General features: G+C 67.8%; 16 protein-coding genes. 11 read left to right on the top strand and 5 right to left on the bottom strand.

The genetic code is table 11. The features are described 5' to 3' along the window. Positions 1–2 precede the first annotated feature (2 nt). From metH to ABB30_RS12140, 4 genes are all read left to right on the top strand, one after another. Positions 3–2,696 carry a methionine synthase gene (gene metH / locus ABB30_RS12155; protein WP_057638585.1) on the top strand — a complete coding sequence of 898 codons (2,694 nt, stop codon included), beginning with the start codon at positions 3–5 and terminating at the stop codon, positions 2,694–2,696. Between the two features lie 2 nt (positions 2,697–2,698). After that, entirely contained in the window at positions 2,699–3,079 is a 381-nt protein-coding gene (locus ABB30_RS12150; protein WP_057638584.1) for a DUF6508 domain-containing protein, read from the top strand. Positions 3,080–3,129: 50 nt separating this feature from the next. After that, positions 3,130–4,329, top strand: a complete 1,200-nt coding sequence (locus ABB30_RS12145) for an MFS transporter (protein ID WP_057638583.1) — start codon at positions 3,130–3,132, stop codon at positions 4,327–4,329. Positions 4,330–4,432: 103 nt separating this feature from the next. Then, entirely contained in the window at positions 4,433–4,993 is a 561-nt protein-coding gene (locus ABB30_RS12140) for an NMCC_0638 family (lipo)protein (protein WP_057638582.1), read from the top strand. Between the two features lie 79 nt (positions 4,994–5,072). On the opposite strand, the gene ABB30_RS12135 is transcribed toward ABB30_RS12140, so the two are convergent. The 4 genes from ABB30_RS12135 to ABB30_RS12120 form a co-directional block, all read right to left on the bottom strand. After that, complete coding sequence (locus ABB30_RS12135; protein ID WP_057638581.1) at positions 5,073–5,696, bottom strand: DUF2058 family protein; 624 nt, start codon at positions 5,694–5,696, stop codon at positions 5,073–5,075. Between the two features lie 8 nt (positions 5,697–5,704). Then, complete coding sequence (locus ABB30_RS12130) at positions 5,705–5,956, bottom strand: SlyX family protein (protein WP_057638580.1); 252 nt, start codon at positions 5,954–5,956, stop codon at positions 5,705–5,707. Between the two features lie 118 nt (positions 5,957–6,074). After that, the gene (locus tag ABB30_RS12125; RefSeq protein ID WP_057638579.1) at positions 6,075–7,034 is read right to left on the bottom strand and encodes an FKBP-type peptidyl-prolyl cis-trans isomerase; all 960 of its coding nucleotides are present in this window, start codon (positions 7,032–7,034) and stop codon (positions 6,075–6,077) included. 94 nt (positions 7,035–7,128) lie between these two features. Next, positions 7,129–7,764, bottom strand: coding sequence for a glutathione peroxidase (locus ABB30_RS12120; protein WP_083489857.1), 636 nt, complete (start codon positions 7,762–7,764; stop codon positions 7,129–7,131). A 118-nt stretch (positions 7,765–7,882) separates the two neighbouring features. Here ABB30_RS12120 and ABB30_RS12115 point away from each other — a divergent pair, with 118 nt between their 5' ends. The 7 genes from ABB30_RS12115 (at position 7,883) to ABB30_RS12085 (ending at position 12,436) form a co-directional block, all read left to right on the top strand. After that, positions 7,883–8,107 carry a hypothetical protein gene (locus tag ABB30_RS12115; RefSeq protein WP_057638578.1) on the top strand — a complete coding sequence of 75 codons (225 nt, stop codon included), beginning with the start codon at positions 7,883–7,885 and terminating at the stop codon, positions 8,105–8,107. 1 nt (position 8,108) lies between these two features. Then, positions 8,109–8,462, top strand: coding sequence for a GntR family transcriptional regulator (locus ABB30_RS12110; RefSeq protein ID WP_057638577.1), 354 nt, complete (start codon positions 8,109–8,111; stop codon positions 8,460–8,462). Next, the gene (locus ABB30_RS12105; RefSeq protein ID WP_057638576.1) at positions 8,462–9,337 is read left to right on the top strand and encodes an ABC transporter ATP-binding protein; all 876 of its coding nucleotides are present in this window, start codon (positions 8,462–8,464) and stop codon (positions 9,335–9,337) included. Before ABB30_RS12110 ends, ABB30_RS12105 begins: the two co-directional genes overlap by 1 nt. Continuing rightward, positions 9,334–10,332: a hypothetical protein gene (locus ABB30_RS12100; protein ID WP_057638575.1), complete on the top strand. Its 999-nt coding sequence runs from the start codon at positions 9,334–9,336 to the stop codon at positions 10,330–10,332. The genes ABB30_RS12105 and ABB30_RS12100 overlap by 4 nt, the downstream gene beginning before the upstream one ends. A 49-nt stretch (positions 10,333–10,381) precedes the next feature. Then, positions 10,382–11,299 carry a DUF4097 family beta strand repeat-containing protein gene (locus tag ABB30_RS12095; protein ID WP_057638574.1) on the top strand — a complete coding sequence of 306 codons (918 nt, stop codon included), beginning with the start codon at positions 10,382–10,384 and terminating at the stop codon, positions 11,297–11,299. A gap of 38 nt (positions 11,300–11,337) precedes the next feature. After that, on the top strand, positions 11,338–11,928 hold the full coding sequence (locus tag ABB30_RS12090; protein WP_057638573.1) for a YggN family protein: 591 nt from the start codon (positions 11,338–11,340) through the stop codon (positions 11,926–11,928). A gap of 85 nt (positions 11,929–12,013) precedes the next feature. Then, a complete protein-coding gene (locus ABB30_RS12085; protein ID WP_057638572.1) occupies positions 12,014–12,436 on the top strand; it encodes a hypothetical protein in 423 nt (140 codons plus the stop codon). Positions 12,437–12,518: 82 nt separating this feature from the next. Here ABB30_RS12085 and ABB30_RS12080 read toward each other — a convergent pair. Next, positions 12,519–13,192 (bottom strand): lyase family protein (locus ABB30_RS12080; protein ID WP_245626503.1); only part of this gene is annotated, 674 nt, incomplete at its 5' end.

The raw sequence follows: 13,192 nt of genomic DNA, 5'->3' as shown, positions 1-13,192 counted from the left end.
CCATGACCGCCCCCACTCCCCGCTACACCCGCCTGTCCGGCCTGGAACCGCTGGTGATCACTCCGGCGCTGAACTTCATCAACATCGGCGAGCGCACCAACGTCACCGGCAGTGCGAAGTTCCGCAAGCTGATCAGCGAGGGCGACTACAGCGCCGCCGTGGAGGTAGCCAGCCAGCAGGTCCAGGCCGGCGCGCAGATTCTGGACGTCAACATGGATGACGGCCTGATCGATTCGGAGGCCGCGATGGTGCGCTACCTGAACCTGATCATGGCCGAGCCGGACATCGCCCGCATTCCGGTGATGGTCGATTCGTCCAGGTGGAGCGTGATCGAGGCCGGCCTGAAGTGCCTGCAGGGCAAGGGCGTGGTCAATTCGATATCGCTCAAGGAAGGCGAAGCGACCTTCCTGGAGCAGGCGCGCCTGGTCCAGCGCTACGGCGCGGCAGTGGTGGTGATGGCCTTTGACGAGGACGGCCAGGCCGACACCTGCGCGCGCAAGGTGGCCATCTGCTCCCGCGCCTACCACCTGCTGCGGGAACGGTTGGACTTCGCCCCGGAAGACATCATCTTCGACCCCAACATCTTTGCCATCGGCACCGGCATTGCCGAGCACGACAACTACGCGGTGGACTTCATCGAAGCGACCGCGCAGATCCGCGCCAGCCTGCCGCACTGCCATGTCTCCGGCGGGGTGTCCAATGTCTCCTTTGCCTTCCGCGGCAACGAGGCGGTGCGCCAGGCCATCCACGCCGTGTTCCTGTACCACGCGATCAAGGCCGGCATGGACATGGGCATCGTCAATGCCGGCGCCCTGCCGCTGATCGACGAACTGGACCCCGAACTGCGCCAGCGGGTGGAGGATGTCGTGCTGAACCGCCGCAGCGACGCCACCGAGCGCCTGCTGGCCATCGCCGACAACTACCGCAAGCGCAAGGGCGAGAAGGTGGTGGTCAGTGACAGCTGGCGCCAGCTGCCGGTGGCCGAGCGCCTGGCCCACGCCCTGGTGCATGGCATCGACGCCCACATCCAGGAAGACACCGAGGCCGCCCGCCTGCAGGCCAGCCGCCCGCTGGAGGTGATCGAGGGCCCGCTGATGGCCGGCATGAACCAGGTCGGCGACCTGTTCGGTGCCGGCAAGATGTTCCTGCCCCAGGTGGTCAAGTCGGCGCGGGTGATGAAGAAGGCCGTGGCCCACCTGCTGCCCTTCATCGAGGCCGAAAAGGCCGCCGGCGGTGGCCAGCACCGCAGCGCCGGGCGCATGGTCATGGCCACGGTCAAGGGCGATGTGCATGACATCGGCAAGAACATCGTCGGCGTGGTCCTGGCCTGCAACAACTTCGAGGTCATCGACCTGGGGGTGATGGTGCCGGCGCAGAAGATCATCGATGCGGCCATCGAGCACCAGGCCGACCTGATCGGCCTGTCCGGCCTGATCACCCCCTCGCTGGAGGAAATGGTCCACGTGGCCCGCGAGCTGCAGCGCCAGGGGCTGCAGATCCCGCTGATGATCGGCGGGGCCACCACCTCGCGCGCGCACACCGCGCTGAAGATCGCCCCGGCCTACCAACACCCGGTGGTGTGGACCAAGGACGCCTCGCGCGCGGTCGGCGCGGCCCAGAGCCTGGTCTCGCCCACCCTGCGCGGCCCGTTGATGGATACCATCGCCGCCGATTACGCGGCCATCCGCACCCGTCATGCCAACCGCGGTGATGCCAAGCGTCTGGTCAGCCTGGCCCATGCGCGCGAACGCGCCTTCAAGCCCGACTGGGCCGGCTATACCCCGCCGGCACCCCGGCAGCCCGGCCTGCATGTGGTCAACGACTGGCCGCTGGCCGATCTGCTCGAGGTCATCGACTGGACCCCGTTCTTCCAGAGCTGGGAACTGGCCGGGCGCTTCCCGGCGATCCTGGATGACGCCATCGTCGGCGAACAGGCACGCAGCCTGTATGCCGATGCACGGGCGATGCTGGCCCGCATCGTTGATGAGAAGTGGCTGACCGCCCGCGCCGTGTTCGGCTTCTGGCCGGCCCAGGCCGAGGGCGATGACGTACGCCTGCAGCACGCCGACGGCAGCAGCAGCGTCCTGCACTTCCTGCGCCAGCAGGCCGACAAGCCGGTGCAGCGTCCCAACCGCTGCCTGGCCGATTTCATCGCCCCGGCCGGCAGCGGCAAGGCCGACTGGATCGGCGCCTTCGCCGTCACCGCCGGGATCGGCATTGACGCACACGTGGCCCGTTTCGAGGCCGACCACGACGACTACAACGCGATCCTGCTCAAGGCCCTGGCCGACCGCCTGGCCGAGGCACTGGCCGAGCGCCTGCACCAGCGTGTGCGCACCGATTACTGGGGCTATGCCCGCGATGAGGCGCTGGACAACCAGGCCCTGATCGAGGAGGCCTACCGCGGCATCCGCCCGGCCCCCGGTTATCCGGCCTGCCCGGAACACAGCGAAAAGACCACCCTGTTCGCCCTGCTCGATGCGCCGGCCAATGCCGGCATGCAGCTGACCGAGGGCTACGCCATGCTGCCTACCGCCGCGGTCTGCGGTTATTACTTCAGCCACCCCGACAGCCAGTACTTCGTGGTCGGCCGCCTGGGCCGCGAGCAGGTGGCCGATTACGCCGCACGCAAGGGCATTCCCCTGGCCCAGGCCGAACGCGTGCTGGCCTCCAACCTGGACTACGACCCGGAATGAACATGACTTCCCCCGACCTGCCCAGCCAGAACGACATCCACCAACTGCTGCTCCTCGGCCAGGCCGCGGTCGAAGCCGGCCCGGGACGGCTGGTCGAAGACGCGGCCGCCGGCAGCCCGCCGGTGCCGTACTACCCCAAGCCGCTGGTCGAATTCTTCATGGCCGCCGGCCAGGACCCGTGGATCGACTACCAGTACGACATCGGCCAGAGTGCCGAGATGCTGCTCAGCCCCAACGCGGTGGAACAGGCCGACCTGGCCCGCCTGCGCAGCCTGCTCACCTTCATGGTGCGCGGCGAGCGTTTCAATGACGGCCACTGGGGCGCGATGCTGGCCCACGGCCATCTGCCGCGCTGGCTGCTGCGCCTGTCCGAGCTGGCCTGATCCAGCACACTCTCGCCTCCCCCTTGCACTCCCCTGTTGCGAGTTGAACGATGTCCACCGCCGTTGAGCGTGCCCCTGGCGATCTTGCCGAACGTGTTCCGGTCGCACGCCTGTCCAGTTTCTACCTGTTCTACTACGCCGCGCTGGGCGCCTTTACCCCGTACTGGAGCCTGTATCTGGAAAGCCAGGGCCTGGGCATCACTGCGATCAGCGTGATGATGAGCCTGTGGTACGCCACCCGGGTGGTGGCACCGAGCATCTGGACCAGTGCCGCGGCAGTGTCGCCGCGCCCGATCCGCTGGCTGCAGGGCGGCTGCCTGCTGACCCTGCTCACCTTCTGCGCCTTCCTGTTGCCGCTGCCCGGGGCCTGGCCGTTCGTGGCGATGACCGCGTTCTGCTTCTTCTACAACGCGGTGATGCCGCAGTTCGAGTCCATCACCCTGACCCACCTGGGCGCGGACAGCCACCGCTACGGACGGATCCGGGTCTGGGGCTCGTTCGGCTTCATCGCCGTGGTGTCCGGCTTTGGCTGGCTGATCCAGCACTATGGGGCGGCCTACCTGCCGTGGATGATGCTGCCCCTGTTCGGCCTGCTGATGGCCAGCGCGATGGGCAACCGCTATGCGCGGCACATGGAAGGGGCCAGCGGCGGTGGCGACCGCGCCGGCTTCTGGGCCATCGTGCGGCGGCCGGCGGTGCTGGCCTTCTTCATCGCCGCCTTCCTCGAACAGCTGTCCTTCGGCCCCTACTACACCTTCTTTTCGGTCTACATGAGCAACCACGGCTATGCCACCGGCATGCTCGGCCTGATGTGGACGGTGGGGGTGATCTTCGAGGTGCTGGTGTTTTTTGCCATCTCCCACATCTTCCGCCGCTTCGATGCCAGCTGGCTGCTGATCGTGTCCATGGCCAGTGCCGCCCTGCGCTGGGTGGCCACCGCGCTGTGGCCGGACAACCTGCCGGTGATGCTGCTGGCCCAGGCCACCCACTGCCTGGGCTTTGCTGCCTTCTTTGCCTCGGCCATGCAGCTGCTGGCCGGCTATTTCCCCGGCCGCCTCAACGGCCATGGCCAGGGCCTGTTCTACGGTTTTTCCTCCGGCCTGGGTGGCGTGCTCGGCGCACTGATCGCCGGCCAGCTGTGGCGCTTCGGCGATGGCCAGGTGGCCTTCCTGGCCGGGGCCGGGTTTGCCTTCATCGGCACCGTGATCGCCTTCATCTGGGTCCGCCCGCGCCGCGCCGCCAGCGCCTGATCCTGCGCCTGGCGTGCCCGCGCTCACAGATTCACGGCCCGAGCGGCATGGCCAGGCCGGCCGCGTGCTATAGCAGCCATTCCCGTACACAAGGAGTGGTGTCATGCGTCAGTTGGTCTGTCTGAGCCTTCTCGCCCTGGCCGGCGCCCTGCCGGCCAGCGCCCAGGAGCCCGCCACCGCCGCGCCCGGCAGTGCCGAACGCCTGCCGGTGCGCCTGTATGCCGATGCCTGTCTGCGCAGCCTGGCCGACCCGGCGATGCTGGAGCAGTTGATGGGCAGTATCGGCCAGCCGCTGGAGGAAGACAGCAGCTTCCTGCAGGGCCAGCCGGGCAAGGCCTGGCTGGTGGCCGATCCGTTCCAGCGCAGCCATGCGGTAGCCCGTCAGGACCGTGGCCTGTGCACCGTGTTCGTGCGCCAGGGCGATGCGGCCCTGCTGGAGGACGAATTCAACACCCTGGGCAGGGCCGCGCCAGCACCGGTGCAGGTCCTGCACCAAAGCCAGCCCTCGGCCGACGGCAAACGCCGCACCCTCCAGTACACCTGGCATGAGCCGGGCCAGCCCCGGGCGGTGCTGCTGATGATGACCATCGACCCGGCCGCCGATGCCAGCCTGCGTGCGGTGATCAGCGCCAATTACACCGATCCGCCGGCCACCGGAGGCTGAAGTCGCCCATCAAGCGCTGCAAGGCATGAACAACAAGGCCCGGATCGCTCCGGGCCTTGCTGCATCCAGCTGACGGCCTTTACCAGACCAGGTCATCGGGAATCTGGTATTGCGGATCCGAATACGGGTCCGCTGCCACCGGTGCGTCCGGGTCCACCTTCAGGGCCACGCCCTGCGGGAAGATCGCCTCGGCCTCGGCCAGCACCGCTGCAGCAACCACCAGATAGCGGCCGTTTTGCTGCAGCACGCCCAGCTCACCGGCATTGAGCGCCTTGAGCTGCTCGGCGGTGACGTAGACACGCTTGATCTTGCCGCCGTACTCAAAGTGGCGGGCGATATCGGCCGCGTCCACATTCAACGACTTGCCGGCGACAAATTCGTCGAAGCGGGCCTTGGCCTCACGGCGCAGGCGTGCCGCTTCCTGCTTGGCGGCCTCGGCCTCGAGCTTCTCGCGCTTTTCGGTCTGGGCGCGGATGGCGTAGGCCTTGGCCAGGTCCATCTCTTCCTGGCTGCGCGGCTTGCCGGCCGGGCGGGCGTCCTGGCGCGGTGCGCCCTGGCCCTTGCTGCCCGGCCTGGGGTTGCGCCCGGCCGCGCCACGCGGTCCGTTGCCCTGGCCCGGCTTGCGGTCCTGGGGCTTGCGTTCGGGTTTGGGGGCCGGCTTGAAGCCCATGCCCAGCAACTGTTCGCGGATCGAATCGCTCATGACATCTATCAATAATGCGGCGGCGGCGGTTCGCTCGCCGGGTCGGAGGAATTGAGCGCGTTGCGCATCTTGCCCAGGTCTTCCATCAGCGAGCGCAGCACGTTGGCATTGCGAGCACCTTCCATGCGGGCTTCGGCCAGCGCATCGCTGAGCTCGCCCATGGTGTGTTCCTGGAAGGACAGACGGGTTTCCAGCTCCACCAGCCGGGCCTCCAGGGCCTGCTCGCGGGCAGTGGGCTGGTTGGGATCTATTGCAGTCATGCGGTCATTGAACTCATCAGGTCTGCCAAACGGGAAACGGTGCCGGGCTTGCGCCACGGCACCGTTGGCTGACCACAGCCGGCGCGCGGGCAAGGCCCGGTGCCGGCGGTGTGGATCATCAGGGCATCACGCCCATCAGTTCCACGTCGAAGGTCAGGGTCGAATCCGGGCCGATCTTGCCACCCGGGGCGCCATTGGCACCGTAGGCCAGCTCGGACGGGATCCAGAAGCGGTACTTGGCACCGACCGGCATCAGGGCGACGCCTTCGGTCCAGCCGGCGATGACCTGGTTCAGGCCGAATTCGGCCGGCTCGCCACGCTCATAGGAGCTGTCGAACACTTCGCCGGACAGCAGCTTGCCTTCGTAGTTGACGCGCACGCGGCTGCTGGCGGTCGGCTTCTCGCCTGCACCCGGGCGCAGGATCTGGTACTGCAGGCCCGAGGCGGTGGTCACCACGCCCGGCTGGCTCTTGTTGGCAGCCAGGAATTCGGCACCGGCGCGGCGGTTTTCCTCGCCAGCGCGCGCAGCCTTGGCCTGGGCAAAGGCCTGCAGCTCGGCCATGGCCTGCTCGCGGGTGATGCGCAGGTCGCGCTTGCCGAACACATCACCGACGGCGGTGAACAGCGCGTCCAGGGAGATGTCGTCCTTGATCTGGGCCAGCGACGGGCCAACGGCGTAGCCACCCAGCAGCTGGGCAACCTTGACTGCGTCCGGCTTCGGCGCTTCGGTACCCGGCGCCATGCCCGGGATCGGCTGGCCGCTCTTGGCCATCATCGCCATGCGCAGGGCGCCGTCGGTGGCCTGGGCTTCTTCCTGGCTCAGGACCGGCTCGTTGCCGGCAAAAGCGTTTTCGATGGCGGCGCGCAGGGCGGCCAGATCGATCATGTCAGCCAGCGGCTCGAACGAGCTGGCCACGTCAATACCAACGGCGTAGCCGATCTTTTCACGTTCCGAGGTCAAAACAGAAGTCTCCTTGTTAGCCGCTGCGGCAGCCGATTGTTGGGCGGTGGCAAGCACCGGTGCTGCCATCGCCAGAGCCAGAAGCGACACCGCAGCGCCGCGCATTCCGATTTTCATTCGCTGTTTTCCTGGATCAGTGAAATACCGCCCGACGGCGGCGTAATGGCGCACATTGTCGCATGCGCACCGTACTTGTCGAGCCGTGCGTGAATCAGCGCGGCTGCGGCTGCGGCTGCGGCTGCGGCTCGGCCAGTGCCTGCTCGATGGCCGCACGCAGTTCCGGCGCATCCGGGGTGACCCGGCTGCCGAACTGGGCGCGGACGCGGCCGTCGCGGCCAATCACGTACTTGTGGAAGTTCCAGCCCGGTGCGACGCCGGTGGCGGCGGTGAGCTGGCGGTACAGGCCGGTGGCCTGCGGACCGGTAACCACGACCTTTTCATACATGGGAAAGCGCACCCCGTAGGTCAGGGTGCAAAACTCGGCAATCTGCTCCTCGCTGCCCGGCTCCTGTCCAAGGAAATCATTGGAAGGGAAACCGATTACCGCAAAACCACGCGGGGACAACTGCTGGTGCAGTGCCTCCAGCCCTTCGTACTGGCTGGTGAAGCCGCACTTGCTGGCGGTGTTGACCACCAGCAGCACCTGCCCGGCGTGCGCCTGGGCCAGGTTGACCGTCTGCCGCGAGGCCAGCGCGCGGTAGTCATGGTCCAGCACGCTGGCCGCGGCCGGCACCGCAGCGGCCGGGCTGGCCGGTGCCGCAGCGGCCGGGCTGGCCGGTGCCGCCGGCGCGGTGCAGGAGGTGAGCAGCAGGGCCAGGCTCAATGCGGGCAGGCAGGACAGGCGCATCGACAATTCCACAACGGATGAATGAAGACACAGCATAGGCCATGACCTTTGGCACCGTCGTTGTGCAAAACTGGTGTTATAGTCACATACAACACCAGATACGCGGAGCGGCATTGCGATGACCCCCAACCTCCAGCACCCCCGTCGGGCCCCGTCCCGGCTGACCCTCTGGCTGGGCCTGGCCGTGTCTTTCTGGCTGGCCCTGATCGCCGGCAGCCTGGTGCTGGCACGCAGCCACCTGGAACAGGCTCGCAGCAGCACCGGCACCGCCCTGCCCGAGCTGCGCAGCAGCCTGCACCTGCCGTACTTTTCCTTTGCCCGGGCCCTGCGCCCCGGGAGCTGACATGACCGATATCCAATGGCGCGATGACGCCCCGATCTACCGCCAGCTCAAGGAACGCGTGATCACCTTGATGCTGGACGGCGAGCTGCAGCCCGGGCAGGCCCTGCCCTCGGTACGCCAGGTGGCCGCCGACTACCAGCTCAATCCCATCACCGTGTCGCGCGCCTACCAGGAGCTGGTGGACGAACAACTGGTGGAAAAGCGCCGCGGGGTGGGCATGTACATGACCGCCGATGCCGCCGACCGCCTGCTGCACAGCGAACGCGAACGCTTCCTCACCCAACAGTGGCCGGCCGTGCTGGAGCGCATCGAGCGCCTGGGCCTGTCGCTGGACGAACTGATCAAGGTCCCCTGATGAGCACCGACATGCACACGCCGATGATCGTGGCGCGCGGCCTGCGCAAGCAGTACCGCGGCAAGCCCGCCCTGGACGGGGTGGATTTCACCCTGCAACCCGGCCGCATCGTCGGCCTGATCGGCCCCAACGGCGCCGGCAAGACCACCGCGCTGAAGGCCATCCTCGGCCTGACCCGCTTCGAGGGCGAGCTGCAGGTGCTCGGGCATGACCCGCGCAGCGGCCGCGATGCGCTGATGAACGATGTCTGCTTCATCGCCGACGTGGCCGTGCTGCCGCGCTGGATGAAGGTACGCGAGGCGATCGACTTCGTGGCCGGGGTCCACCCGCGCTTTGACCGCGCCCGTTGCCTGGCGATGCTGGCGGCCACCAAGCTGAACATGGACATGCGGGTCAAGCAGATGTCCAAGGGCATGATCGTGCAGCTGCACCTGGCCCTGGTGATGGCCATCGATGCACGCCTGCTGGTGCTGGACGAGCCCACCCTGGGCCTGGACATCCTGTACCGCAAGCAGTTCTACCAGCAGCTGCTGGAGGACTACTTCGACGAAGGCAAGACCATCGTCATCACCACCCACCAGGTCGAGGAGATCGAGCACATCCTCACCGACGTGCTGTTCATCCGTGACGGCAGGATCGTGCTGGACAGCCCGATGGAAAGCCTGGGCGAGCGTTACTGCGAAGTCCTGGTGGGCGCCGAACAGCTCGCCGCCGCCCGCGCCCTGGGCCCGATCGAGGAACGCGCCTTCCCGTTCGGCAAGACCGTGCTGCTGTTTGACAACGCCGACCGCCAGCAGCTGGCGGCCCTGGGCGAAATCCGCAACCCCGGCCTGGCCGACCTGTTCGTGGCCAGCATGAAAGGAACCTACGCATGAACGCCGTGACCGCCATATCTCCCCAGCGCCGCTTCGGCTGGCTGCTGCGCCGTGAATTCTGGGAGCACCGCAACGGCCTGCTGATCGCCCCGCTGGTGACCGGGCTGATCTCCCTGCTGCTCACCGCCATCACCCTGCTGGCGGCGATCGGCCTGGGCCGCAAGGCCAACGGCAACATCCAGATCAACGGCGAGCAGGTCAGCATCAACGGCCTGGATCTGGCCACCCTGACCCAGCAGATGAACCCGTCCGACCAGCAGCAGCTGGCCGAGATGGTGAATTTCTCGCTGCTGCTGGGTTCGTTCTGGCCGCTGCTGGTGATGGCCATGGTGGTGTTCTTCTACTGCCTGGGCGCGCTGTATGACGACCGCCGTGACCGCAGCATCCTGTTCTGGAAATCACTGCCGGTGTCGAACCTGAGCACGGTGCTGTCCAAGCTGGTCACCGCCCTGCTGGTGGCCCCGCTGCTGGCCATCGCCGCCAGTGCACTGACCATGGTCGGCTACCTGCTGCTGATGATGGGCGCCGTGGCCTGGCTGGGCGGCGATGCGATCGCCCTGGTCTGGCAGCCGGCCTCGCTGTTCACCCTGCTGGCCACCCACCTGGCCTGGCTGCCGACCTACATCTTCTGGGCCCTGCCCTGCGTGGGCTGGCTGCTGCTGTGCTCGGCCTTTGCCCGCCGCGTGCCGTTCCTGTGGGCGGTGGTTCCGCCGCTGCTGGGCGGCATCCTGCTCAGCGCCACCGGCCTGGTACGGGTATTGGGCATCGGCCACAGCGACCTGTGGGGCTACGGGGTGGCCCGCCTGCTGCTGGGCACCATCCCGGGCATCGACCAGGCCTACCTGGCCCTGAGCCGCGACAACTACCAAGCGGCCCACCTGCCCAGCCAGGCCCTGGACGCCTTCAGCCTGCCGGCACTGTGGTACGGCGCGCTGTTCGGCATCGTCTGCATTGCCCTGGCCATCGTCCTGCGCCGTCGCAGCGATGACAGCTGAACCGCTGCGCATATTCCCTGACCCATCACTTTCCTGATCGAGGCCTGCCATGAACCTTCGCCGCACCACCGCCCTTGCCCCGCTGGCCCTGCTGCTGGGCGCCTGCAGCCCGCCGCCGGCTGCCTCCACCAACGTTGCCAGCGGCGACGGCCCGGCCCAGTGCCAGCACAACGACACCCGCCAGCTGACCCTGCAACTGGACGGAATCAAGGCGATCAGCCTGGAAGTGGGCCCGGACACCCTGGTGCTCAATGCCCGCGACGGCGCCGACGGCCAGCTGCGCGGCCGCGCCTGCGCCTCCTCGGCCGACCAGCTGGCCGGCCTGCAGGTAACCCAGCAACGCCAGGGCGACACCCTGGTGGTGCGTCTGGAAAACACCGCCAAGCGTGGCATCAGCCTGGGCAACCACTACGCCTGGCTGGACCTGAGCGGCAGCATCCCGACCGGCATCCCGGTCAGCCTGGCCCTGGGCTCGGGTGATGTGCGTCTGGACGGGGTTGCCGCGCTGGATGCCAAGGTCGGCTCCGGTGACCTGGAGGCCAGCAAGGTGGCCGGTGCGGTCAAGCTGATCCTGGGCTCGGGCGATGCGCACATCAACCAGGCCGCCAGCCTGGATGCCACCGTCGGCTCGGGCGACATCAAGGCCAGCACCGTCAGCGGCGACGTCTCCCTGACCATCGGCTCGGGCGATGTCGAACTCGGCCAGACCGGTGCACTGGCCATCCAGGCCCTGGGCTCGGGGGATGTCAGCGCCGACCAGGTCAATGGCGATGTGCGCATCGGCAGTGTCGGTTCCGGCGACATCACCCTGGAACGCGTCAGCGGCTCGGTCCAGGCCCAGACCATTGCCTCCGGTTCGCTCACCGTCAACCAGGCCGGCGGCGACCTGCGCGTGTCCACCCTGGGCAGCGGCGATGTGCAGCACCGCAACATCGCCGGCACCGTGCAGCTGCCGCGCAATCCCTGATCCCCCCTCTGACCCTGACCGCACCACGGAGAACTTCCATGCGCATTTGCTCTTCCCTGCAGCAGCTGGCCCTGGCCGCTGCGCTGATCCTGCCGCTGGCCAGCTGCGCCGAGCAGCAGGCCGACCTGAGCGCCCGCATCCAGGACCAGGTCCGCACTGAAATGGGCAAGGCCGCCGAGAAGCTGGCCAACGAGCCGTTCACCCTGAATGCCGAGGGCCTGCCGGCCGCCTCGATCGGCACCGACGGGGTGCTGAGCATCGATGGCAAGCCGCTGCCGCTTACCCCCCAGCAGCAGGCCCTGGCCCTGCAGTACCGCCAGCAGATCCAGGCCATTGCCAGTGAAGGCATGCAGATCGGCCTGCAGGGTGCCGAACTGGGCGTCGGCGCCGCCGCCTCGGCCCTGGGCGGGGTGCTCAGCGGCAAGGATGCCGGGCAGATCGAGGCCGAGGTAGAGGCCAAGGCCGCCGGCCTGAAGCAGGCAGCGGCCCGGCTCTGTGATCGCCTGCCGGCCCTGATGCTCGCCGGCCAGGCCCTGGCCGCGGCGGTGCCGGAATTTGCCCCGTATGCCTCGGTCAATGACAAGAGCATCGAGCAGTGCCGCAAGGACGGGCAGGTCGACCTGTCCTGATCCAACCGCGTCGGCCCGGCCGCAACCGGGCCGGCGTACAGGCGGGGCGACTACAATGGTCGCCCCGTTTTGCCATCTGCCCGCCATGAAGAAGCTGCTGCTGATCCTGATCGCCCTGTCCACCCTGCTGCTGGCAGCCTGTGGCGACCGCGAGGCCTATCGCGCCCACCGACTGGAGCGCAACAAGCCGCGCGTGGTGGCCATGGACCACTCGGTCATGCTGATGCGCCGCCCGTATCCGCAGATCCACATCCTGGCCGATGGCAACATGCGCATCGATGACATCGGCATCCCCACTGACGAGCACCAGCGCGCCCTGCTGCAGGAGGTGTTCGTGAAAATGCAGATCCTGCGCCAGAACACCCTGACCACCGACACCACCCAGGCCCGTGCGCCGAAGATCCAGGCCCCGGCCAACCTGGTGATCTTTCCGCCCGAGCTGATCGCCGCGGTGCCCGAGCTGCGTGACTACACCGAATGTTTCGACAACCTGGTGGCCGAGCGCTGAGGCCGGCAACCGCTGCAACCGCAGCAATGACAAAGGGCCCTTGCGGGCCCTTTGTGTTTTTCAACGCCAGCCACGCCCTGGTTCAGGGCGCTTGCCGCCCGGGATGGGCCAGCAGCACCGGATCAAGCAACTGCTGCAGGCGCTCTGCGCCCAGGTCGGTCTGCTCCAGGGCCACTTCCAGCACCGGCCGGCCCTGGGCATAGGCCTGCTTGGCGATCGCCGCCGCCTTCTCATAGCCGATGATCGGGTTGAGCGCGGTGACCAGGATCGGGTTGCGGGCAAGGGCCGCGTCCACCACCTCGCGGCGCACCGTGAGCCCGGCGATGGCCTGGTCGGCCAGCAGGCGGCAGGCACTGGCCAGCAGCTGCACCGCCTCCAGCAGGTTGGCCGCCAGCAATGGCAGGGTCACGTTGAGCTGGAAATTGCCGGCCTGCCCGGCCACGGTATTGGCCACATGCAGGCCCATCACCTGGGCGCAGACCATCACCACCGACTCGGGCACCACCGGGTTGACCTTGCCCGGCATGATCGAGCTGCCCGGCTGCAGCGCCGGCAGGGCAATTTCGCCCAGCCCGGCCAGCGGCCCGGAATTCATCCAGCGCAGGTCGTTGGCGATCTTCATCAATGCCACCGCCAGCACGTTGAGCTGGCCGGACAACTCAACCGCATCGTCCTGGCAGGCCAATCCTTCAAACAGGTTGGGTGCCACCACGAACGGCTGGCCGGTGATCTCGGCCAGCTCGGCCACCGCGGCCG

The organism is Stenotrophomonas ginsengisoli, assembly GCF_001431485.1.
GTDB classification, from domain to species: domain Bacteria; phylum Pseudomonadota; class Gammaproteobacteria; order Xanthomonadales; family Xanthomonadaceae; genus Stenotrophomonas; species Stenotrophomonas ginsengisoli.
Note: the sequence above shows the minus strand (reverse complement) of the source record. Positions and strands in the feature narration are given on the sequence as shown.